Genomic DNA, 21,014 nt, shown 5'->3' on the forward strand with positions numbered 1-21,014 from the left:
AGCAGACTTGACCTGATAGTTTGGCTGTGAGCAATTATGTGCTTAGTGCATCTAACGCCGCTAAGCAGCGGCACATTTTGCGTTTTGAGCGCAGCGAAGCAAAATGTGTCCGATGGCTTGGATGGTTAACCCCTTTGCCAGATTTGATAGCGATAATTTATATTTGAATGAAATTCCTGCTCGAACACCACATTGAACTCTTTGGGGATTTCCGGAAAGAAAACATTGCCCTCTGGCTCGGAATCTATTGTCGAGATATGTAGCGTGTCGGCATGGGCGATCAGACTCTTGTAGATCTCTCCACCACCAGAAACAACAACATGGTTCGTAAGAGTCTTTAGCTCCCTCATTGCTGCTTCTATAGATGGAAACACAACCACATCATCGTTAGTAGCTACCGATCCTGAGCGGCTGACAACTGCATACTTTCTATTTGGGAGAGCCCCCATTGCCTCAAATGTTTTACGGCCGACTAAGAGCCATTGATTGTAAGTTATTGCTTTAAAAAGCAGCTGCTCACCTTTAGCGTTCCACGGGATATCCGAGCCGCAGCCAATAACCCCATTTCTTGCTTTTGCAGCCATTAGTGATATTTTCACGATACTCCTTTGGGTTAACGCCGCCATAAACGGCGACAGGGTGGCGCGCCTATTGCGCATAAAATGGCGAAGCCATGCGCAACAGGCGCGGAATCTCTGGCGTCCGGTTTGATGGCTTTGTTATGCAAAGGACTAGTCTTCAATGACGTGTAAACCACGGCGCTTTAAGTCCTCCAACGAATCCAACATTCCCCTTATTAATTCAACAGGATGCCCCTCCCAGTCTTCAACAACGCCAACAATTCTCAAGGGTTCGCAGGTTCTATAGGACTGTGTTGGATTACCGGGAAATCTTTTGTTCGTAAGATTCGGATCGTCTTCGAACGGTCCTGTTGGCTCAACTATGTATATGTAGCCGCGACCCTCGAGGCCAGACAGTGACATAGCAAGTTCAGCTCCCCAAACTGCTGGCTCCATCAAGGCTGAAAAGTAGACCTGATTACCCATGATCCTCAGCCAGCTTCAAGAGTCGATATGGCATCGGAGGGCTGGCCACGACTGCATGCCCCAATTCAACCAACATGCTCTTGAGGTCAAAACGATGATTAAACCGGAAGCAGTATTCAGCAAGATGTCTCGGTAAATGCTTCGCTCCGAGCGTATGGCAACTGCCCCGCAGCGAGTTCTTCACATTCCCTATCATCGTGTTTACCCAGTTGAATGCCGGATGATCCAGCAAATCAAGGTTGCCCCCGGTGACAACACCCAGGTGCTCACAATTGGCCTCTTTGACCGCTTTGAAACAGGCCAATCCATCGGATATCACCGCGCTACCACTGGCAACATGCCGTTTTGCCCAATCCGCAATGGACTTGGTTTTGAAACCATCGACCACCGTCATCCGCATCTTGATTGGATGCCCTTCCTTATTCAGGGCCACTGCTGCCACAAATGGCGTCTTGCCTGCCGCGCCCCGACCCCGTTTGCCACCACGGCGCTCGCCACCCCAGTAGACATCATCGAGCTGAATGATGCCGCTGATGGGCTGCTTGTCATCGGACTCTTTCATGGCTTGCAGCAGCTTGTGCTTGAGCATCCAGGCGGTGTCATATTTGACGCCCAACTGGCGCTTTAGCTCCATCGCTGACAAGCCTGTTTTGGTCTGCAATAACAGGTGCATTGCCAGAAACCACTTGGTCAGAGGGAGCTTGGTGTTTGCGAAAATAGTGTTACCAGTCAATGACATCTGGTGACGGCAGTGATTGCATTGCAGCACGCGTGGCCGACTTTTCAGGCGACAACAGGTCTTGTTGGCGCACTCAGGACAGACGAAACCGTGTGGAAAACGCCAAGCGAGCAGCGCGTTTTCGCACTGCGTTTCAGTGCCATAATCCTTGAAAAACTCAAACAGGCTGTAGCCTTTCTGGAATTGGACTTTGCTTTTGGCCATGATCTCGCACCTCAGTAACTGTACGTAAGATCAGTATAGTTCGTGGTGACTGCTGATCATGGGTAATCAGGAAAGTAGATGTGCTTAAGAATACGACCGTCCTCGAAATGAGAGATGAACCCTGTGGTTAGCAAGTCACCAATCGCCAAATTGGCTTTGGTTCCATGATAGAACGGTCCTTGCACCTGCTTGTAATTATCATGAGAGATGGGAATCCAATCTTTTACCATTTTAAGACCCTTAATTGTTGGGATTTGGCTGCATAACTTTGTTTTAGGGCGACTGCCCTGCTGCGTAACATCGTTGCTGCTCCATAACATCAAACATCGACCCACGGCGTAACGCGCTTGCTGCTTGGATGCCCGAGGCATAGACTGTACAAAAAAACAGTCATAACAAGCCATGAAAACCGCCACTGCGCCGTTACCACCGCTGCGTTCGGTCAAGGTTCTGGACCAGTTGCGTGAGCGCATACGCTACTTGCATTACAGCTTACGAACCGAACAGGCTTATGTCCACTGGGTTCGTGCCTTCATCCGTTTCCACGGTGTGCGTCACCCGGCAACCTTGGGCAGCAGCGAAGTCGAGGCATTTCTGTCCTGGCTGGCGAACGAGCGCAAGGTTTCGGTCTCCACGCATCGTCAGGCATTGGCGGCCTTGCTGTTCTTCTACGGCAAGGTGCTGTGCACGGATCTGCCCTGGCTTCAGGAGATCGGAAGACCTCGGCCGTCGCGGCGCTTGCCGGTGGTGCTGACCCCGGATGAAGTGGTTCGCATCCTCGGTTTTCTGGAAGGCGAGCATCGTTTGTTCGCCCAGCTTCTGTATGGAACGGGCATGCGGATCAGTGAGGGTTTGCAACTGCGGGTCAAGGATCTGGATTTCGATCACGGCACGATCATCGTGCGGGAGGGCAAGGGCTCCAAGGATCGGGCCTTGATGTTACCCGAGAGCTTGGCACCCAGCCTGCGCGAGCAGCTGTCGCGTGCACGGGCATGGTGGCTGAAGGACCAGGCCGAGGGCCGCAGCGGCGTTGCGCTTCCCGACGCCCTTGAGCGGAAGTATCCGCGCGCCGGGCATTCCTGGCCGTGGTTCTGGGTTTTTGCGCAGCACACGCATTCGACCGATCCACGGAGCGGTGTCGTGCGTCGCCATCACATGTATGACCAGACCTTTCAGCGCGCCTTCAAACGTGCCGTAGAACAAGCAGGCATCACGAAGCCCGCCACACCGCACACCCTCCGCCACTCGTTCGCGACGGCCTTGCTCCGCAGCGGTTACGACATTCGAACCGTGCAGGATCTGCTCGGCCATTCCGACGTCTCTACGACGATGATTTACACGCATGTGCTGAAAGTTGGCGGTGCCGGAGTGCGCTCACCGCTTGATGCGCTGCCGCCCCTCACTAGTGAGAGGTAGGGCAGCGCAAGTCAATCCTGGCGGATTCACTACCCCTGCGCGAAGGCCATCGGTGCCGCATCGAACGGCCGGTTGCGGAAAGTCCTCCCTGCGTCCGCTGATGGCCGGCAGCAGCCCGTCGTTGCCTGATGGATCCAACCCCTCCGCTGCTATAGTGCAGTCGGCTTCTGACGTTCAGTGCAGCCGTCTTCTGAAAACGACAACCTTTTTCAGCTATTCCCCACCCATTTCAGGTCAATAAGGTCTCTTTGAGGCTTTTGACCAGGGGTGTCAGTGTACCTTGATCTATTGACCCCAAACCAGTGATGGGAATACGCGACGGGCCGTTTTGTGACAGACGTCCCGTCGTGAGGTCGCAGCCGAACGCATCGCTACGAATTGATTTGAAAGGATTTAACGGTCGGTAGTACCGAGTTCAGGCATGGGGTGACGAAGGGTCAGCACCGCTGCCTAGCTTGTTGGTCAAGGGGGAGGGGCGAGGGCGGGAGCGTGCTGGCGTCGTTACCACCGTTGTTGCCATCGGCGGTGAGGCTGATGATGCCTCGCCCGCCTCTGGCTCGGGATAGAACTCCTCCAGCAGAGACGGCACCTCTTCATCCATCTCTTCGAACTGGCCGTTGCGCAGCAGCTCGCGGGCCGTGTGCTCCATCTGCTCGATATCAAGCCCTGCCTCATGATCACGTAGTGCCGCCTCCTTCGCTTGTCCGACAACCTCGGTCAGGGTCAGCTCATCGCGCAGGGTCAGGTCCACGTAGTAGACCGGGGTACGGTAGGACTGGGTGGTGCTCTTGGCCCGCAGCCGCAACGTGAGCGGCAGATAGCGGGTCAGGCCGCCGCTGACCGCTTCCAGGTACTTGAGTCGTGCCGCCAGGGTACGCACCGAGTTGTAGCCGGTGGTGCGAAAGATAAAGCTGCCCAGCTCATCCCCCTGTCCCTCCACAAACAGGTTCAGTCGCCCATACAGCTTGCAGCCCTGTTGCTGGCCGTAAGGACAGCGTTCCGGGCCGGGGCAGCTGACCTCTTCCATCCCCTGTGCGCCGACGCGTCTCGCCACTTCCCCGTTGCCGACACAGAGCGGCCTGCCTGTTTGCCGGTCGAAGGCGCTGTACTCTGCTCGCAGGTTCAGGTCGCTGTCGTTGAACAACACCCGTACCGGGATTGCACGGATCTTGGCGTGCTCATGTCCCTGAGCAAACTGTTGGTGTAAGGGATGGAGCAGCCATCCTCCTTTCTGTTGAACCTGAGTGGTGAGGGTGAAGCTGTCGTCCTTCTCCGGCACCCATTTATCGTTTTTCTGCACCAGCTTGCCGATGCAGATCCGCCCGATCACGGGTGGGGTAATTGCCAGTCCTTTGATCATGATGTTTGCCTCTGGGATTGAATGGTGAAGCGGCGAACGCCGGGTACCGGTTTGACGTAATGGCTGAGCAGATCGGGGTGATCCTGCCCAAGCCGCTCCAGATCCGGTGCCAGCCTATCTTTGCTGCGTTTCCAGGTGATCTTGCCGTTCGCGAACAGCCCGGCGGTGGCTTCACCCAGGGTGGCTTGCAGCCGCTGCTTGATCAGGGACTCCTGTTGCTCGACCACTTCCTTTTGTTCCCGCAGTTGCAGCAGTTGCCCAAACAACTGGTTGAACTCGGAGGAGTCGGAGAGATCGACCGTCTGGCCGTCGTCGCGGGGGAACAGCCAGCCCAGCGCGGCGGCGGCATCGCTGGAGCCGTCGGGCTCGGGTTGCCAGTCTTGCCGCACCTGTTGCCAGAAGTGCGCTTCCCGCCGGATGAGATCGCCGATCTTCTCCTCGTCGCGCTCAATGCGGTAGATCCGAAAATCCTGACCGCCGATGAGCACCGCCACCTCGGCCCAGGCATGGCCGGTGACGGCGAGTTGATGCAGTACCTGACACTGGTAAGCCACCGGCACGCCCTCCTCCCACTGGGGGGCGCTGTGATAGCTGGCGGTCTTGATCTCCAGAATGCCGGGACCATCGGGGTGACCCACCACCTCGCGGTCGAGGTTGGCGAGCATGAAGGTGTGCTCGGGATGCTGGAGTACCGCATTGACCCGGCGCACCTTGTAGCCGGTGCGTTTGGTGTAGACCTGTGCTAATACCGGCTCCAGCTCGACACCCCACAGCACTGCCTCTTTCTGGGAGATATCCTCCGGCGCCTTGCGGGCAGTTTTCTCCAGCCACAGGCTGAGCGGGCATTTGTAGGGGGAGAGGCCGACCGCCACGGCGGCATCGGAAGAGCCGATCCCCAGCTGGCGGATATCCAGCCATTGCTCGCGGGTCAGTTCAGTGGTAGAGGCCAGTCGCAGGGCTTGGCCATATTTGGTTTTTGCTTTCATAGAGGCTCCTTGTTGACGGCATAAGTCCCCCCGCCCGGCCTAATGGCCGGGTTGGTATGTCGGGATATAAAGAGGGAGGTAAGTTATTGCAGCAGGGTGAGCGCCTGATTGAGGGCCTGAGATTTGAGTTGGGCACCTTGGCCGAACCAAGCAGAATCGAGGCGATAATCCTGACTACGGGCACGGCGATGGTGATCCACGTATTCGGTGACCGCATTGACCAGTCCCCAGGCGGAATTGCGGGAGCTGGCGAGTTCCGAGCCCATGCCCGCGCCCTGGTAGAGTTCGTGCAGGCGCTGCACCGGGCGGGTGAGCACGATGTTGTCACCATCCAGCGGTTGGGCCAGCAGATCGCTGAAGAAGCGCAACGCCTCTTCAGGAGCGACCGGACGCTGGGTCAAGGCTTTGGTTTGCGCCTTGAACTCGTCCCAGTGGGAAAGCCCTAGCCCCAGCGCCTCTTTCACCGCAGCAGCATCGAACTGAGTGGAATGGGGGACCTTGATAGCGCCGGTGCTATCCCGCAGCGCCATTTGGAGGGTGTTGTTGCAGACCACCCGCAGGGAGGTGAACTGTGCAGTGGTACAGAGGGTGCCATCGCAACTGGTGGCCAGCAGTAGGTAGGATTTGACCACATCCCCACCCTTGAGACGCATGTCCTGACCTGTTTTGGCCAAGGCCCACAGCTTGCGGCCGCCCTTGAGTGAACCGGCGGTCTCCAGCTCGAAGCCGCCAGCCTCGACCAAATCCTGATAGAAATGCAGCACCTCGTGCGGCTGTACCACCTTGTAGCGCTGGGAGACCACCGAGAGCGGCTCTAGCGTATCGGAGCGGTAGAGCACCTTGCTGTCGGTATAGGGCCTGATATGCAGCGCATCGGAGGCGACGTTAAACATCACCTCGCTCTGCTCGATGGTCCACTCCATCCCGGCAGCTTGCAGCCAGATATCCAGCGATTGCTCTGGGGGCAGGATATTGCCGAGGCCGTGCCAGGGTGTTTGGCCGATGTAGGCCATGGTGTCGATTAAATGTGCCATAGAAGATCTCCAATGAAAAAGGGACTGCGTTGCGCAGTCCCTTGGGGTGGTTCATGGAGATAACATATATCTGTGTTTGCTTGTAATCGATGTAGTCATGCTTTAACCACAACTGCATCCGAAATTACGTTGCCTATCATGAAACGATTTGCTTTTCAGCTTGGTCATGTAATGGACTCTGTTCATGAAGTCGTCAGGATAAATACCCTTTTCAATCTCCTGTTTCAGTAGCGTGTATTTTCCCTTGGGCGGATATTGGACCAAGTGCAGCCCTTCTTCAGGGGGCAGACTTAATGCGCTGCACCACGCGGTCGTTATCATGCTTCTGAGTGTGCAGTCCTCAATGTCGTAATCCCCTAGATGAAAGAATGCATCTTTGTTAAAAAATAGAAGCACGTGGAAATGGCGCTTACCGCTTTGGCTAAATTCACGTACCCACGTATATCGGAGCGTATTGGGATAAACCCGCTTCCCTGATAGTGCTGTCCGCTGTTGGTGAGCAGTTAGTTTCGCATTAAGAGAGTTGATAAAACGGTTCATTACACCTCCGTTGTGATTATGGAAGCATGTCACCATATCGCCATGGTCGATAATGGCAGGGTCATGTAAGTCGACTCGCAGCGCTAATGTTCTCGGATGTGTTCTTAATGCCATGCGGATGGTGAAAATGATCCGTTCGTAGTAACTGGTGATATGGTCGCCATAGATCGTTTGATAGAGGTTCATGCCATCATTTCCAGTGTTATTGATGCGAGCGTACCCCTCCCCCTAATAGGGGAGGATACGCAGGTTGTATGCATTACAGATCCGTCATGTGTAGCAGTGGCCTCCTAGAGGAGGTACCAGTCTGGAATGGATTACATTAATACCCGTTCTTTCGTGAGCATGCGGCTCGCTGTCCATAGCCATTGGCTAGGGGTAATGGCATAGTGCAAGTCATGCGTTGCTTTATAAGCAGCAACTACGATGCTCATGTGATACGTGTTTAATGATCCTGTTGCCAGGGGTGTGTCAGGTATGACAAGAAGATCTGTTGGTTTACTTATAATAACTATCCAACACGTTAAACGACCTGAGAGCCAGATGTAACACAGGGGGATAGACCAATATTACTCAATAGTTATTTGTTGAATTTTCAATAATACATCTAGACCAATATCGCTTAACGGTGGATAGACTGATACCCAGTGCGGTAGCGGTATTAGCTTGAGTCATACCCGATAGCCTGCATCGCTGGATAGCCTCAGCAAAGCAACTGCCCTCAGGCCTGCCTGGCCTGGATTGGTACGTCATGCTCATCGGCCTATGATACCCCCTCTATGAACACTCGGTTGAGAGCGATGCTACTGATAACGCAGATACCAAGCTGGTTATGCAAAAAGTTCGATCTGCTTACAAAAGGTGTCATTAACCCCCCATTTCGCTTGTAATTTGAGCAGTTGCTTATCCATGCCTGCATCCTCATGTTTTGACCTCCTGCCCGAAGAGGTTGATGATGATGGCCCTATCCATCGTCTGCTTCTGTTTTTTTACGTCAGCAGACTTTATTACAGGCGTCATAATCACCATCTCACCCACGTAATAGATAGGGACCCAACACACGCTGGGAGCAGATAACGTCATCTGGTGTTTCTTCAATGCAGCCCTGGTGCCATGATGGATGACATCAAACGTGGGTAGTGCTTGTGAATGGGCAAAGTCAAAGAAATAACCATCACACTCAGATTGCTTTATAAATATCGTGTTTGAGAATCCACCGGCTTTCTTCAGATGGTGAGACACGCGCCTATCGGTATAGATAAAAATGGCCTTCTCAATTGGCATCGTGCTGATGATGCTATCAAGCACTTCCTTGATGCGGGTAATTTCATCCTTCCCCATGTTAGATTTAGCCTGCTTATGTTCATGAATCCGGTAATCAACACAATCCACATTGTGTCTTATTGCTGTTTTCCATAGTCGATGGAAATGCTCTTCAACACTGATGGTGAGTTGTTCTCTTGGCAACAAGCAATCTTGCTGTTTGAGCATCTGAGTTAATTCAAATTCGACATTGTATGCAGCATTAAAATGGGCGTTAATCCGCCCCAGCATTGGCGATAAAAGGTTTAGCAGGTTTGAAATAACCGCAGAGCGAGAGAGTTGTTTTGCTCGGCAATAGTTATCTATCTCGCAGATAGTTGAGTCTCTATCTGCTTGAAACGTGATACGTTTAGGCATACACCATCCTTTGGGTTTTATGATTTCATTTATTCAGAAATAGCTAGCATGGTTTCAATGCTCAGAAAGAGTTCATTGTCGCGTTAATAACCACTCATCGAGCTCAGACTCAAACCAGCCTACCGATTTTTTCCCCAAAGGCTTGGGGCGGGGGAAGCTTGGGTCGTATCGGGGCGATTTGGGGTTAAGCCAGTCATAGAAGGTTGAACGTGACATCCCCATTTTTTGCTCGACTGCAGGCATCCGTAACACCTTGATACTGGGTTGTATGGCCATGGTTTGCGTTCCTCTGGTTTGGTTGACTTTCGATGAGGAGAAGATAACGTTTGTCGCTGGCATCAGAAATACGTGTGCTAACCAACAAATTTTACGTACGCTAAGTGGATGATTTATGTCGCTATTTTCATTTGAAGAACTTGAAGCCGAGTACAAAGAACGTGTAGGGAACCTGCGGACCATCTGCACTAGCGCAGCGTGGCCACAGCGTAAGGCGTGGTTGGAGTCAACGGACCTGTTGTTGACGCGTTACTCTATGGAGGAGTTAACAATCAAATTGCTGCCATACATTCGTCCAATGGGGGCTGGCGATGTCGAAACAATTAAACTCGTAGAATTATCACGTGAATTTTGTCGCAATAAATTGGACTTCCCTTCTAGGATTTCGGAATACAGTAATATCATCGCGCTTTATTACCGGCTGAGCGAAGCATTTAAAGAGGATGCACCTGAAGAGGCTGCGCAAGCGCTCTTGGGGGCAATACGCGTGCTGATGAAATTAATTGGAGTATTGGAGGCGATCGAGATTGCCCATATCCAGGGCAATTTGGAAAAAAAGAAAATGACGGCGAGAGGGAATGGTGGGAGAGTAAAAAGCGAGCGCTATGACAGCGTGAAGCAAGAGATCATCAGGCTTTTTCAACATAAAGGCGCTGGACAGTATGCTGCGAAACAAGCTGCAGCGGAGGACATATTGGAAGATGCTTGGCAATTCAGTCATCGTTTGACAGAAGAAATTAATGCAGAGAATAAGAAGCTGCCAACCAGCAAACAGACCCGAAAGGCACCTGGATTGGTCAGGGAAAATCTCATCAGGCAGATGTTGGATTGGTCTCGTAAGGACGCTGCGGTATCGGAGGCGTTCAATCGCGTCATCAAACCTAGGTAAGGTCTGGCCAAGCGCCATGGTGGCGTGTCTACCCGTCTGAGCGGGGTAGGTTCCGTCGGTGGCACCTGTTTACGGGGTGAAGGGAAGGCCCACTCCCTAGGCCCCGCACTTTTTCCAGTACAGTAATAGATTGAAGAGATCACGGAACGCGCTAAACAACTAGGATCTTCATCCTATCGGAATGGTCCAGATGGCAGCATCTATGTCGAATTCTTCCCTGCACATGCTTCTCGCTTCATCACCAAACGGCAGGCCGTCAAGATCACAAAGGAGAGCAATGCACAGCTGACATCGAAACATTACGTGCTCTGAGGTGTTTTTGTGTAAACGCCAGAATATCTGGCAAAAACTACTGTTGCTCTTCTACCCCACTTGAAGATGCAATACATTGTCTCCCTGCTGCAATGAGGGCCTCAAAATTCCGCCCCACAATTCCAAAGCCACTTTTTGCTCCGGCAACCGAGCTGTATGAACATAGTGGGCCATAACTCCAGGCAGAGCATGACCTAATATTTGCTCCACAACATGAGGAGGGATCCCAGCCTCATTTACTCTGGTCGCTAAACTCCGTCTCAAATCGTGCCAAGTCCAGGGTGTGCTATGCCCAATCCGTTTCCAAATGCCCCTCCCCCACTGACTCACCGCTTCTGGTCGCTTGAGCTCCCCTAACAGGTATGAGGATTCCTGCACAACAGTTGCTTTCAGCAAAGCTTCAATTGTCGGCCGAATAAAATCAGGTATTGGCCGCACGATTTTATTACCATTTTTTGAGTGGGATGCTGGCACTGTCCATGTACCTTCGACTAGATTCCATTCTTCTGGAGCAGATAGCCTAACTTCTTGGGTTCTGGCTCCGAATGACAGTAGAATTTTGGCCAAGTTTCCGTAGTAGCAATATGGGCCTAGCTTGTCAGCCCAATCCCATAGCTTTCGCAGTTCTTCCAGCGTCAGAACCCTATCTCGCTTGCTCGCCTTTTGCCCAACATCAGAAACAGTCAAGTCATCCAACGCATTGCTCACTGCAAACTGTCTAACTCGGCAAAACTTCAGAGCATGCTTACAGTTTTGGAAGCAATAGCCGCTAGCTACAGGTGCAAACTTAGAGTACTCGTCAAAGACGCTCAGCCAGTGCCGAGTATTGCAATCTGACAGCGGAAGATCCCCGATTCGGGGATAGACCCATTTCGCAAATTGCTGGCGATGCTTCTCACTGTTTGACCTTTTCTTATCGGCGTGATGGGAGAGCCAATACTCGAGCGCATCCTTAACAGTGACCGGCTTAAGCCTTTCATCTTTTCCGAGCCGCGTCATCAAGGCTGGATCCTTACCCTCTTCCAGCCAAGCCCGACATTGCGCCGCCTTTTTCCTTGCCTCTGAAAGCGACAAGCCCCCCTCCTGGCCGGTATAAGAACCTAGAGTCAGATTCTTTGCCTTACCTAATATTCGATAGCGGTAAACGAAACTGACTTTTCCACTATTCCTCCACAGAACCGACAGCCCATCTCTGTCAGCAACTTTTCTAGGCGTGGCATCATCATGACCACGTAACATTGCTTTGAGTTTTGAATCTGAAACAGCCATATTTGAACCCACACATGAACCCACATTCGCTTCAGTCCCCTTAAGATGACCTTAGACGATAACGGAAGTTACATCGATATATATCAACAAGATAGCATGTGACTTCGGACGAAATAAAACTCTATCGGAGTAAACGTATGATAATACGGCATGAACTGATTGCTAGCCGCGAGCCGCAACGGCGGCTCAAGGCAGATGCGAAAGGCGCCAGGTAGCAATACCTGGCGCCTTTCCTTTATGATCTCCCCTCCATTTCACCATGACGACCCCGATGAACCGCACTCCCCTGCTGCTGATGGTACTGGTTACCTTGCTGGCCGCCGCTGGCTGGCTCTTCTCGAAAGAGACGATCCGCGAGCTCCCCCCTGCCGCCTTTATTGGCAGCCGTTTCCTGCTGGCCGCCCTGTTGCTGCTGCCGCTCGCCTGGCTGCGTGAGTCTTCCCCCAGTCGGGCACAGTTGCTGCGTGCTGCTGGCAGCGGGTTACTACTCGCCAGTTGCCTGCTGCTGTGGGTGACCGCCATCAGCCAAAGCGATGCACTGGGCAGCGGCGCCTTTATCATGAGCGTTGCCACCCTGATGGCTCCTCTTGTCGCCTGGGCAGCCTTCCAGGCCAAACCTGGTCGCCACTACTGGCTTACTCTGCCTGTTGCTATCGCGGGCCTGCTGCTGCTCTCCAGCAGCACCCACTGGGGAACCTCCCTCTCTCTCTTCTGGTTTCTGGCCGCCGCCGCAGCGCAGGGTACCCAGCTGGCCGTCCATCGCCACATTGCCCAATCCATTCCCCCCACCTGGCTCACTTGCGTGCAGCTCGCGGTCACCGGCCTGCTCGGCACCCTGCTCTCTCTGCTGACCGAACAGTGGCCCGAGGGCGGGGTCAGCCACGGTATCTGGGGCTGGTTTGCAGCAAGCGTGTTGATCGCCACCACTCTGCGCTACTGGCTGCTCACCCACGCATTGAGCAAAATGACCACCGCCCACGCCGCCCTGATGATGCTGCTGGAACCGGTCTGGACCCTTCTCTTGAGCACCCTCTTTTATAGCGAACCCCTCGGCGGCGCCAAACTGGCCGGTGCCGGACTGGTACTCGGCGCCCTGGTGATCTACCAGCTCCCCCTGCTGCTGCGGAGTCGCACGCTGAAACCGGTTCGCTAAGCGACCACTGCAAACACCGCAGAGCGGGTGAACAAAACCAAAACAAAAAGGGGCCTGCAGTTGCAGGCCCCTTTTGTTGCATTGCCACGGCACGGCGGATCACTCCAGCCTGGCAACCATCCAATGATCCTAGCGCGCCACATTAATTGTCAATCAATCACCACGGCGGCGATATCAGGCCATTTTTTCATCATGTAACGATAAAGCTGCGGATTATCTTTAAGATGCGCTCCTGCGACTGGCGGTGCATTTTTCTCCTGGTATTAGGGGTTTACCATCAGCGGCAACATGTTCAACACCACGCAAAGCAAACTTTTTACCATTTCTGTAAGCAAAATATTTCACATCACCGGGATCGAGCTCACCGCGACAGGCCATTGAATAAGAGAGCAGTAGATAATAATCCCCCTTGCCGGTGAGTTCGATGACCTCAAATCCGGCTGGGTTGATATTGATGAACATATCGAGGTTGCAGTTGATCTGCACTGTCATACAGGACCCACTCCGGCTCACCCAATCCGGTAATAGCCAGAGAGCGGCTATCTTCCTCCGTTGCCGGGATCTCATCGACCGACAGAGTGACCTCATGTTTGCCCTTGCTAAAGGTCGCCTCACCGAAGATCCGCATCTTCACCCAGGTGGTATTGGGATCATCCGGATAGTCGTCCTCGGCAGCCTAGGCGATGACATAGAGGAAGTCGTTGGTGCCTTTGAGAAACTAGACATTGCTCTTGTCCATGGTCAATCTTCCAGAAAGTAATCCGAATCCAGGGTCTTGATGGTGAGGGTCTGGCGCGTGGTGACGCCGACGCCGTATTCGATCATCAGGGCGGCAAGACGGGCACCATCGATCAGCACGATGCGCTTCTCAATCAGCCCGACATACTCCTGCGCCTCGCGGCTAAAGCTGGAGGTGGTGATAAAGACCCCCTTGCGGGCCTTGTGCAGATCCAGCGCACCGGCAAAGGACTGGATCTCGGGACGCCCGACGGTTTTGTCGGTGTAGCGCTTGGCCTGCAGGTAGATGGAGTCGAGCCCCAACCTGTCTTCCTTGATGATGCCATCGATCCCGCCATCGCTGCTGTAGCGGGTGGTGCGGGCGGCATCCTGCTGGCTGCCGCCATAGCCCATGGCCACCATCAGATCGACCACCAGCTGTTCGAAGAAGCGCGGAGAAAGACCAAGGATTTCGGTAAGCAGGTCATCGGCAAGGGACTGATTGATGGCAGCCAGCGCCAGCTCAATCTGCTCTTGAGGGGTGCTGGCCTGCTCGGGTGCTGATATGTCTGTCGAGGTCCCTACGGCTTGTTGCGTATTTCCCGCGCTCTCGTTGGAGGCCAGGGTAAACGCCACGAACTCATTGAATTGGGCCAGATAGTGGTTGTCGATAGACAGTCCCGACACTAGCGCCGCCTTACCCCGTTCGGTGATAAGGCAGATGCCACGCTTGGGTTGTTCGATTAATCCCGCCTTGACCAGATAGGTCTTGGCCCAGCCGACCCGGCTACGCAACGTAGTTTGGCGGCCACTTGGCAAGGTGTCGGCCAACTGTTCCGGGGTAAAACCGTAATGCTGGCAAACCAGCTCGAATACCTCTCGCAGAGGACGGGCGACACCATCGGCCAAGACCTTGAGCACGGCAGGCATCATGGCTTCATAGCTAGGCAGGGTTTCTTTCATCAGGCAACCAGATCGAGATAAAACAGGGGCTTATCTTGCTACAGCGGCCTGCTTGGGACCATGTTCTCGGCTCGACCCTGTGCGCCGGATCCCTTCTCGAACGCCCCGTGGCAACCAGTTAGCGACCGGAAAGAGCGAGCCTGATCCCGAGCCCGACAAACAGGGTGCCAATGCCCCGGTTGAGCCAGCGGCCAAGACGCTGTGACAACCGTACCCTGTGGCTGGCATAGACGGTGGTAAAGACCAGCAAGTGACACCAGATGATGCCACCCAGATTGAAGATGCAGCCGAGCAGGATAAAGGCGAACGCCTTGTCGGGGGCATCCGGCGCGATGAACTGGGGCACAAAGGCGAGGAAAAAGAGCGCCACCTTGGGGTTGAGCACATTGGTCAGCACCCCTTGCCGGTAAATCTGGCCATAGGATAGTGCAGGCAGAGTGGCCCCTCTCTCCATGGAACCCGTTGCTTGCTGGCGCAGCAGGGAGAACCCCAGATAGATGAGGTAGATGGCGCCAGCCAGCTTGATGAGGGCAAACAGCTCGGCCGAGGCACTGAGCAGGGCCGACAGACCGAGGGCCGCCGCCAGCACATGCACCATGACACCGGTGCCGATGCCCAACGTTGCGACCGAACCGGCACGCCACCCTTGCGAGCCACTGCGCAGCATGACCAGCAGGGAGTCGGGTCCCGGCATGATATTGAGCAGCAACCCCGAGACCATAAACAGTGCAAGATCATGAATACCGAACATCATCCCTCCCCTCGTAAAGAAAAACCAAACAAAAAGGGCTCCGCAGAGCCCTCTTTCCTTTCACTCTGCGGCAGCTGACGCATCATCAGCTGTCCCGCCAGCCATCAGGGCCGCAGCGCCTTGTCCGCCCGGGAGATACCGCAGACGCCGGAGCGCACCACTTCGATGATCTCGTTGGTCTGGGCGGCAGTCTTGATAAAGGCATCCAGCTTCTCGCTGGTGCCCACCAGCTGTACCGTGTACTGCTCGGGGGTGACGTCGACGATCTGGCCACGGAAGATATCCGCCAGCCGTTTCAGCTCGTCACGGGCGCCACCGGCGGCGCGCGCCTTGACCAGCGCGATCTCCCGTTCGATATGCTCCCCTTCGCTTAGATCACACACCTTGAGCACATCCACCAGCTTGTGAAGTTGCTTCTGGATCTGCTCCAGCACCCGCTCGTCACCCATGGTGACTATGGTCATGCGTGACAGGGTGGGATCCTCGGTCGGCGCTACCGTCAGGGTCTCGATGTTGTAGCCGCGCTGGGAAAAGAGGCCCACCACGCGACTCAGGGCGCCGGATTCGTTCTCCAGCAGAACGGAAATTATATGTCGCATCAGCCTCTCCCCATCTTGCTCAACCATGGAGCGAAACCGTTCTCCACCAGAACAACTGAAATGATGTATCTCATCAGGTTCTCTCCGTTTTGCTCAGCCACATCTCGTCCATGGCACCAAACTTGATCTGCATCGGATAGACATGCTCATCCGGGTCGACCGAGATATCCATAAACACCAGCCGATCCTTCATGGCGAAGGCCTTCTCCATGGCGCTCTCCAGCTCGGCCGGATCGCTCACCGCGATACCGATGTGGCCGTAGGCTTCCGCCAGTTTGACGAAGTCCGGCAGGGACTCCATGTAGGAGTGGCTGTGACGGCCGCCGTAGAACATCTTCTGCCACTGCTTGACCATGCCCAGCGCACGGTTGTTGATGGAGATGATCTTGATGGGCACCCCGTACTGCATGCAGGTCGAGAGCTCCTGAATGTTCATCTGCACCGAGCCGTCGCCGGTGACGCAGCAAACCACCGCATCCGGGTTGGCAAACTGGGCCCCCATGGCGGCCGGAATGCCGAAGCCCATGGTGCCGAGGCCGCCGGAGTTGATCCACTGGCGCGGCTTGGCGAACGGGTAGTAGAGGGCGGCAAACATCTGGTGCTGACCGACGTCGGAGGCCACGAATGCCTCCCCCTTGGTCACCTTGTAGAGGGTCTCGATCACCTGTTGCGGCTTGATCTGGGTGGCCGATTTTTCGTAGGCCAGACAGTGACGGGAGCGCCACTGGTTGATCTGGCTCCACCAGTCCGCCAGCGCCTGCTTGTCGTTATCGAAGCCACACTCGCGGATCACTTCCAGCATCTGCTCCAGCACGGTTTCCACCGAGCCGACGATGGGCACATGGGCCTGTACCGTCTTGGAGATGGAGGTGGGGTCGATGTCGATATGGACCACTGTGGCATTGGGGCAGAACTTGGCCACGTTGTTGGTGACGCGGTCATCGAAGCGGGCACCCACGGCGAAGATGAGATCCGCGTTGTGCATGCTCTTGTTGGCTTCGAAGGTGCCGTGCATCCCCAGCATGCCGATAAATTGCGGATGGACGCCAGAGAAGGCCCCCAGCCCCATCAGGGTGGTGGTTACCGGCAGGTTAAGCAGCTCCGCCAGCTTGGTCACCAGATGGTCCGCATTGGCGTTGATGGCGCCACCGCCCACGTACATCACCGGGCGCTGGGCATCCACCAGCAGCTTGGCTGCCCGTTTGATCTGGCCCTTGTGGCCGGATTTGGTCGGGTTGTAGGAGCGCAGGGAGACCGTCTCGGGATACTGGTAGGGGAATTTCTCTTTCGGATTCTGCACATCTTTGGGCAGATCCACCACCACCGGCCCCGGGCGGCCGCTGGCGGCAATGTAGTAGGCCTTCTTGATGGCCTCGGGAATATCGCTCGCCTTCTTGCACAGGAAGCTGTGCTTCACCACCGGGCGGGAGATACCGATCATGTCGGTCTCCTGAAACGCATCCTCACCGATCATGCTGGTCGGCACCTGGCCGGAGAGGATCACCAGCGGAATGGAATCCATATAGGCGGTGGCAATACCGGTAATGCAGTTGGTCGCTCCCGGGCCTGACGTTACCAGCACAGTCCCCACCTTGCCGGTGGAGCGGGCGTAGCCGTCAGCCATGTGAACCGCGGCTTGCTCGTGCCGCACCAAGACATGCTCCATCTTGCCGTTTTCGAAGAGAGCGTCATAGATGTCGAGCACTGAGCCACCAGGGTAGCCGAAGACGTGCTCAACTCCCTGATCTTCCAGCGCTCTAACCACCATCTGGGCGCCTGATAACATCTCCATGATAAAGCCCTCCAGGCTTTGCTCCGTTTAGCGAATCCCGCCGACGATGCCGAGCTTCCCGGCATGGCCCGATCCGTTTCTTGTTGTTATCTGAATGCAGATCGGCCCAATTCAGCCTCGTCGACAGGTGAAAAAAAGGATTTTTCCATCATTCACCCGAAAATCGGGTGAAAAACCAACTTAACCCGCCAATGAACGGTTGTCCACGGCTTTGTCTGACCAGAACAGTCATAGATTTCAACCGGCTATTAACATTCAATGACTTGCCGCAGAGACCATGAGACAAACGGGAAGGAAGCCGGGGAATAGCCAGCGGATCATTCCGCTGAGGGGAAACACAGCCACAAAAAAGCCCACCGCTCAGCGGTGGGCTTGATGCCGAATGATGACTCAGTTGTCCTGATCCGGCTCCGCCAGCCAGATCTGCTGATCCGGATCGGTCTCTTCACTGACCGAAATGCTGACCCCCATGTCCAGCAATTCGTGCAGGGTCAGATTGTCCGCCAGCGTCATGGTTTCGCCATTCTCATTGGTAAAGCGCATTTGCTCCGTCCTCTCCTTGGTGGGATCGCCTTTCAGTCTAGTCAACAACGCTCACTTGCGATAACCAGCAACTGGATAAACAGTCGCCCCCATCCAGCTCGCTCAGGCGATCGCTCACCTCTTCCGGAAACAGGGTCCGCGCCCAGAGCCGCCGCGATAGAGAAGCCACGCTCTCATCAGCGCCCGTCGCCAGCCAGCGGGCCAGCTCCCCCGCCACATCTGGGTAGCAGACCGCCCCCGGCGAGGCGCTGTCGAGCCAGGTGCGCACCAGATTGGCATCGAGCACATCCATCAAGGTCGCCAGCCCCATCATCTCCAAAGTCTTGCCATTGGTCAGCTGCTCGAACTGGCCGCCGAGGGGTTTGACCAGCAGCTTCTTGCCGAGGGTGAGCGCCTCGGAAGCCAGCTCGAAACCCGCATTGGATATAACGCCGCGACAACCGGCCAGCACGGCGATAAACCCGTGCCGCGACGGCGGCTCGAAGCGCAGGTTGCGCCATTGGCTCGGGGTGCGGATGGCGGGGTGAAAGCAGACGAAACGCTGCTGGCCAAAACGCGACAACAGGGCGGCGATCGCCTCGGTCTGCTCGAACGGCAGATAGACCAGGATCTCGCCGTTATCCGGCATCACACGAACAGGATCGATCACCGGTGGCAAAATCGGCTGACCGAAGTGAAACCAGTGCAGCCCGAGCGGCTGATCCACAGGAGCAAAGTGGCGCATCAGCTGACGGCTGACCCCATCTTCCCCCCAGCGCGGGATGGGCCAGTTGAAGCTGGCCTGATGACTGATGGTGAGGCTCGGCTTGCCATAGCGGCGGGCGGCGTGGGCGGTCAGCGGCTCAAAATCGCTCACCACCAGATCGTATTCGCTGCAATCGAGAGACCGCAGATCCCGCCAGAAGGTGAGCGGCGAGGCGGCTTGCAGGGTGCGCCACGGAGAAACTCGCCCCTCGTGACTGACAAATGTGAGGCCGGAAAAGGCGCGATAGGCGCCAAACTCCTCCATGTCGAAGTAGCGCTCGGCGGGGCGGCCGCTAAAGAGATAATCCACCTCGACCCCGGCTGTGCGCAGCGCCCGCGCCAAGGTGCGACTGCGACTGATATGACCGTTGCCGGTGCCTTGCACCCCAAACAGTATCCTCATGAGTGGCTCCAGCCGAGCGCCAGCACGGCGCAACCGCCACCCAGCAGGGCACCGGCTACCAGATCGCTCAGGTAATGCACTCCAAGCAGCAACCGGGATGCCCCCACCAGCGCCGCCCAGCCAAACAGCAGGGGCGCCCAGAGCGGAAAGCCGGTGGCCAGTATGGTGGCCATCAGAAAAGCGGCGGCGGTGTGGCCGGAGGGGAGGCTATAACGATCGGAGGGGGTGATAAAGACCGGCAAGCCGACCGGCCGTTGCCGTTTCAGGCTGTTTTTCAGCAGCAGATAGAGGGGCAATTCGATGGCGAAGGCAAGCAGCGCCAGTCGCACCAGTTCCCGCTCTGCTTCCCCCTGCCACCAGAGCAGGGCGGCCAGCACGGCGTAAAGCGGGCCATCACCGGTGCGGGAAACAAGACGACTCACCCTCGCCTGCTGCCGGTTGTAACCGTGCAGCAGGCAGACCCGGCACACCTGCAGGTCCCATTGCTGGATCTTGTTCATATCCCCTCCTTCCCTGAATGCTGCTTGCAGAGTAGGAAAGCGGGATGACGTTACGTTGAACGAGGGATAACAGATTTATGAAAAAAGGGCCGAATGGCCCTTTTTTCATCTCGATGTTGCGGCAAAATCAGTGGCTGCCGCGCAAGCCGGTCTCCATCAGACGGCAGTTGTGGTCCGCCAGACGGGCCATGAAGTGCTCATCCACTTTCAGGCCAAACACCTGCTCGTAGAGATCTTTCATCACGAATGGCTGCCACATCATGCTGAGGAAGGAGATCTTCAGCATGTCGGGATCCAGGTTGTCACCCAGCTCGCCGTTGGACTTCATGGTTTCCAGCAGGGCATCGAACTGCGGCAGCTGGCGCTCCAGCAGGCGGTTCAGCACGAAATCCCGGCCCGGGCTCTTTTCGGTCGACAATGCGCTGGCGATGGCCGAGGTCAGCTCGCTGTTGGGCGACATCACCTGATAGTAGGTGTTGAGCAGCTCGTTGAGGCTATGCTTGCTGTGTTCATCTTGCCAGGCATGGTCGAGGGGCTCGGCAACATCGCCCAGCACCGCTTTGTAAAGACCCTCTTTACTGCCGAAGTAGTAGTGGATCATTGCCAAATTGGAGCCAGCAAGCTCGGCGATTTCGCGTGTAGTCACCTTGCTATAGGGAGTATTGAGAAAACGCTCACGGGCGGCAGCAAGCAACTTGTCACGAATGTCAGAACGTCCGACCGGACGACCAGGTCTACGTTTTTCCATTTAACACCTCAGATAATTCAGCCAATGCTGATAAGTCGATCTGGTTGTGCAGAGAATAGAGCACAGCAGGAATGACCAGATAATCGGTCATGGGCCGAATATGGGACAAGGAAATTTGCAATCCTTTACAATCCGATTAAATACCTCAGCAGATTGCCCCTGACCTTCCGTGTTGACACAGCATAAAAATCTCGATATTGGTAAAAGCGTTATCGACTGGAAGGAATAACAACGTCATGCGTATCGCCACCCCGCTACTACTAATCTCCCTAATCGCGTTAACTCGCGCGGGATCCTTGTAGCCGGGCTAAGGCATAGCCGGAATTTACAAAAACCCGTGCACCCTGCAC

The 21,014-nt window shown here is 55.3% G+C and carries 21 protein-coding genes and 2 pseudogenes; 3 read left to right on the plus strand and 20 right to left on the minus strand.

Annotated features, from left to right (window positions below; all coding sequences use genetic code 11):
- Positions 1-125: 125 nt before the first annotated feature.
- The 4 genes and pseudogenes from dfrA27 to NMD14_17180 form a co-directional block, all read right to left on the minus strand.
- Positions 126-599: a trimethoprim-resistant dihydrofolate reductase DfrA27 gene (gene dfrA27 / locus NMD14_17165; protein ID XEI32437.1), complete on the minus strand. Its 474-nt coding sequence runs from the start codon at positions 597-599 to the stop codon at positions 126-128.
- A gap of 132 nt (positions 600-731) precedes the next feature.
- Positions 732-1,034: pseudogene (gene arr / locus NMD14_17170) on the minus strand (NAD(+)--rifampin ADP-ribosyltransferase).
- Between the two features lie 4 nt (positions 1,035-1,038).
- Positions 1,039-1,989 carry an IS1595 family transposase gene (locus tag NMD14_17175; protein ID XEI32438.1) on the minus strand — a complete coding sequence of 317 codons (951 nt, stop codon included), beginning with the start codon at positions 1,987-1,989 and terminating at the stop codon, positions 1,039-1,041.
- Positions 1,990-2,060: 71 nt separating this feature from the next.
- Positions 2,061-2,219: pseudogene (locus tag NMD14_17180) on the minus strand (NAD(+)--rifampin ADP-ribosyltransferase).
- Positions 2,220-2,391: 172 nt separating this feature from the next.
- Between NMD14_17180 and intI1 the strand changes: the two are divergent.
- Positions 2,392-3,405, plus strand: coding sequence for a class 1 integron integrase IntI1 (intI1, locus tag NMD14_17185; protein XEI32439.1), 1,014 nt, complete (start codon positions 2,392-2,394; stop codon positions 3,403-3,405).
- 415 nt (positions 3,406-3,820) lie between these two features.
- On the opposite strand, the gene NMD14_17190 is transcribed toward intI1, so the two are convergent.
- The 6 genes from NMD14_17190 to NMD14_17215 form a co-directional block, all read right to left on the minus strand.
- Entirely contained in the window at positions 3,821-4,765 is a 945-nt protein-coding gene (locus NMD14_17190; GenBank protein ID XEI32440.1) for a hypothetical protein, read from the minus strand.
- The gene (locus tag NMD14_17195; GenBank protein XEI32441.1) at positions 4,762-5,751 is read right to left on the minus strand and encodes a YqaJ viral recombinase family protein; all 990 of its coding nucleotides are present in this window, start codon (positions 5,749-5,751) and stop codon (positions 4,762-4,764) included. Before NMD14_17195 ends, NMD14_17190 begins: the two co-directional genes overlap by 4 nt.
- Before the next feature lie 83 nt (positions 5,752-5,834).
- Positions 5,835-6,785 carry a DUF932 domain-containing protein gene (locus NMD14_17200; GenBank protein ID XEI32442.1) on the minus strand — a complete coding sequence of 317 codons (951 nt, stop codon included), beginning with the start codon at positions 6,783-6,785 and terminating at the stop codon, positions 5,835-5,837.
- 102 nt (positions 6,786-6,887) lie between these two features.
- Positions 6,888-7,511 (minus strand): inovirus Gp2 family protein, encoded by a 624-nt coding sequence (locus tag NMD14_17205; protein ID XEI32443.1) that lies wholly within the window; start codon positions 7,509-7,511, stop codon positions 6,888-6,890.
- Positions 7,512-8,246: 735 nt separating this feature from the next.
- On the minus strand, positions 8,247-9,005 hold the full coding sequence (locus NMD14_17210; GenBank protein XEI32444.1) for a hypothetical protein: 759 nt from the start codon (positions 9,003-9,005) through the stop codon (positions 8,247-8,249).
- A gap of 72 nt (positions 9,006-9,077) precedes the next feature.
- Positions 9,078-9,281 carry an AlpA family phage regulatory protein gene (locus NMD14_17215; protein XEI32445.1) on the minus strand — a complete coding sequence of 68 codons (204 nt, stop codon included), beginning with the start codon at positions 9,279-9,281 and terminating at the stop codon, positions 9,078-9,080.
- Positions 9,282-9,396: 115 nt separating this feature from the next.
- On the opposite strand from NMD14_17215, the gene NMD14_17220 reads away from it, so the two are divergent.
- Positions 9,397-10,170: a hypothetical protein gene (locus NMD14_17220; protein ID XEI32446.1), complete on the plus strand. Its 774-nt coding sequence runs from the start codon at positions 9,397-9,399 to the stop codon at positions 10,168-10,170.
- A 363-nt stretch (positions 10,171-10,533) separates the two neighbouring features.
- Here NMD14_17220 and NMD14_17225 read toward each other — a convergent pair whose 3' ends face one another.
- Positions 10,534-11,751: a site-specific integrase gene (locus tag NMD14_17225; GenBank protein ID XEI32447.1), complete on the minus strand. Its 1,218-nt coding sequence runs from the start codon at positions 11,749-11,751 to the stop codon at positions 10,534-10,536.
- Between the two features lie 271 nt (positions 11,752-12,022).
- Here NMD14_17225 and NMD14_17230 point away from each other — a divergent pair, with 271 nt between their 5' ends.
- Entirely contained in the window at positions 12,023-12,904 is an 882-nt protein-coding gene (locus tag NMD14_17230) for a DMT family transporter (protein ID XEI32448.1), read from the plus strand.
- A 219-nt stretch (positions 12,905-13,123) separates the two neighbouring features.
- Here the strand turns inward: NMD14_17230 and NMD14_17235 are convergent, their stop codons facing one another.
- The 9 genes from NMD14_17235 to NMD14_17275 all read right to left on the minus strand — a co-directional run bounded on the left by NMD14_17235 (position 13,124) and on the right by NMD14_17275 (position 20,664).
- Positions 13,124-13,396, minus strand: coding sequence for a hypothetical protein (locus tag NMD14_17235; GenBank protein ID XEI32449.1), 273 nt, complete (start codon positions 13,394-13,396; stop codon positions 13,124-13,126).
- Positions 13,397-13,645: 249 nt separating this feature from the next.
- Complete coding sequence (locus tag NMD14_17240; protein XEI32450.1) at positions 13,646-14,584, minus strand: restriction endonuclease; 939 nt, start codon at positions 14,582-14,584, stop codon at positions 13,646-13,648.
- A 118-nt stretch (positions 14,585-14,702) separates the two neighbouring features.
- The gene (locus tag NMD14_17245) at positions 14,703-15,335 is read right to left on the minus strand and encodes a LysE family translocator (GenBank protein ID XEI32451.1); all 633 of its coding nucleotides are present in this window, start codon (positions 15,333-15,335) and stop codon (positions 14,703-14,705) included.
- A gap of 104 nt (positions 15,336-15,439) precedes the next feature.
- A complete protein-coding gene (gene ilvN / locus NMD14_17250; GenBank protein ID XEI32452.1) occupies positions 15,440-15,934 on the minus strand; it encodes an acetolactate synthase small subunit in 495 nt (164 codons plus the stop codon).
- A gap of 73 nt (positions 15,935-16,007) precedes the next feature.
- Positions 16,008-17,726, minus strand: a complete 1,719-nt coding sequence (locus NMD14_17255) for an acetolactate synthase 3 large subunit (GenBank protein XEI32453.1) — start codon at positions 17,724-17,726, stop codon at positions 16,008-16,010.
- A gap of 390 nt (positions 17,727-18,116) precedes the next feature.
- The gene (locus NMD14_17260; protein ID XEI32454.1) at positions 18,117-18,269 is read right to left on the minus strand and encodes a hypothetical protein; all 153 of its coding nucleotides are present in this window, start codon (positions 18,267-18,269) and stop codon (positions 18,117-18,119) included.
- 37 nt (positions 18,270-18,306) lie between these two features.
- Positions 18,307-19,416: a glycosyltransferase gene (locus NMD14_17265; protein ID XEI32455.1), complete on the minus strand. Its 1,110-nt coding sequence runs from the start codon at positions 19,414-19,416 to the stop codon at positions 18,307-18,309.
- Entirely contained in the window at positions 19,413-19,916 is a 504-nt protein-coding gene (locus NMD14_17270; GenBank protein XEI32456.1) for a phosphatase PAP2 family protein, read from the minus strand. The genes NMD14_17265 and NMD14_17270 overlap by 4 nt, the downstream gene beginning before the upstream one ends.
- Before the next feature lie 127 nt (positions 19,917-20,043).
- On the minus strand, positions 20,044-20,664 hold the full coding sequence (locus NMD14_17275; protein XEI32457.1) for a TetR/AcrR family transcriptional regulator: 621 nt from the start codon (positions 20,662-20,664) through the stop codon (positions 20,044-20,046).
- Between the last annotated feature and the right edge of the window lie 350 nt (positions 20,665-21,014).

It is taken from the genome of Aeromonas veronii (genome assembly GCA_041319085.1).
Lineage (GTDB): Bacteria > Pseudomonadota > Gammaproteobacteria > Enterobacterales > Aeromonadaceae > Aeromonas > Aeromonas veronii_F.

What these genes read in the sequence shown, in the direction of transcription:
- NMD14_17200 (XEI32442.1), bottom strand. Translation starts at nt 6,785, where the DNA reads ATGGCACATTTAATCGACACCATGGCCTACATCGGCCAAACACCCTGG.
- NMD14_17245 (XEI32451.1), bottom strand. Translation starts at nt 15,335, where the DNA reads ATGTTCGGTATTCATGATCTTGCACTGTTTATGGTCTCGGGGTTGCTG.
- NMD14_17255 (XEI32453.1), bottom strand. Translation starts at nt 17,726, where the DNA reads ATGGAGATGTTATCAGGCGCCCAGATGGTGGTTAGAGCGCTGGAAGAT.
- NMD14_17230 (XEI32448.1), top strand. Translation starts at nt 12,023, where the DNA reads ATGAACCGCACTCCCCTGCTGCTGATGGTACTGGTTACCTTGCTGGCC.
- NMD14_17205 (XEI32443.1), bottom strand. Translation starts at nt 7,511, where the DNA reads ATGAACCTCTATCAAACGATCTATGGCGACCATATCACCAGTTACTAC.
- NMD14_17270 (XEI32456.1), bottom strand. Translation starts at nt 19,916, where the DNA reads ATGAACAAGATCCAGCAATGGGACCTGCAGGTGTGCCGGGTCTGCCTG.
- NMD14_17195 (XEI32441.1), bottom strand. Translation starts at nt 5,751, where the DNA reads ATGAAAGCAAAAACCAAATATGGCCAAGCCCTGCGACTGGCCTCTACC.
- NMD14_17235 (XEI32449.1), bottom strand. Translation starts at nt 13,396, where the DNA reads ATGACAGTGCAGATCAACTGCAACCTCGATATGTTCATCAATATCAAC.
- NMD14_17265 (XEI32455.1), bottom strand. Translation starts at nt 19,416, where the DNA reads ATGAGGATACTGTTTGGGGTGCAAGGCACCGGCAACGGTCATATCAGT.
- ilvN (XEI32452.1), bottom strand. Translation starts at nt 15,934, where the DNA reads ATGCGACATATAATTTCCGTTCTGCTGGAGAACGAATCCGGCGCCCTG.
- NMD14_17225 (XEI32447.1), bottom strand. Translation starts at nt 11,751, where the DNA reads ATGGCTGTTTCAGATTCAAAACTCAAAGCAATGTTACGTGGTCATGAT.
- NMD14_17260 (XEI32454.1), bottom strand. Translation starts at nt 18,269, where the DNA reads ATGCGCTTTACCAATGAGAATGGCGAAACCATGACGCTGGCGGACAAT.
- intI1 (XEI32439.1), top strand. Translation starts at nt 2,392, where the DNA reads ATGAAAACCGCCACTGCGCCGTTACCACCGCTGCGTTCGGTCAAGGTT.
- NMD14_17240 (XEI32450.1), bottom strand. Translation starts at nt 14,584, where the DNA reads ATGAAAGAAACCCTGCCTAGCTATGAAGCCATGATGCCTGCCGTGCTC.
- NMD14_17190 (XEI32440.1), bottom strand. Translation starts at nt 4,765, where the DNA reads ATGATCAAAGGACTGGCAATTACCCCACCCGTGATCGGGCGGATCTGC.
- NMD14_17215 (XEI32445.1), bottom strand. Translation starts at nt 9,281, where the DNA reads ATGGCCATACAACCCAGTATCAAGGTGTTACGGATGCCTGCAGTCGAG.
- NMD14_17220 (XEI32446.1), top strand. Translation starts at nt 9,397, where the DNA reads ATGTCGCTATTTTCATTTGAAGAACTTGAAGCCGAGTACAAAGAACGT.
- NMD14_17275 (XEI32457.1), bottom strand. Translation starts at nt 20,664, where the DNA reads ATGGAAAAACGTAGACCTGGTCGTCCGGTCGGACGTTCTGACATTCGT.
- NMD14_17210 (XEI32444.1), bottom strand. Translation starts at nt 9,005, where the DNA reads ATGCCTAAACGTATCACGTTTCAAGCAGATAGAGACTCAACTATCTGC.
- NMD14_17175 (XEI32438.1), bottom strand. Translation starts at nt 1,989, where the DNA reads ATGGCCAAAAGCAAAGTCCAATTCCAGAAAGGCTACAGCCTGTTTGAG.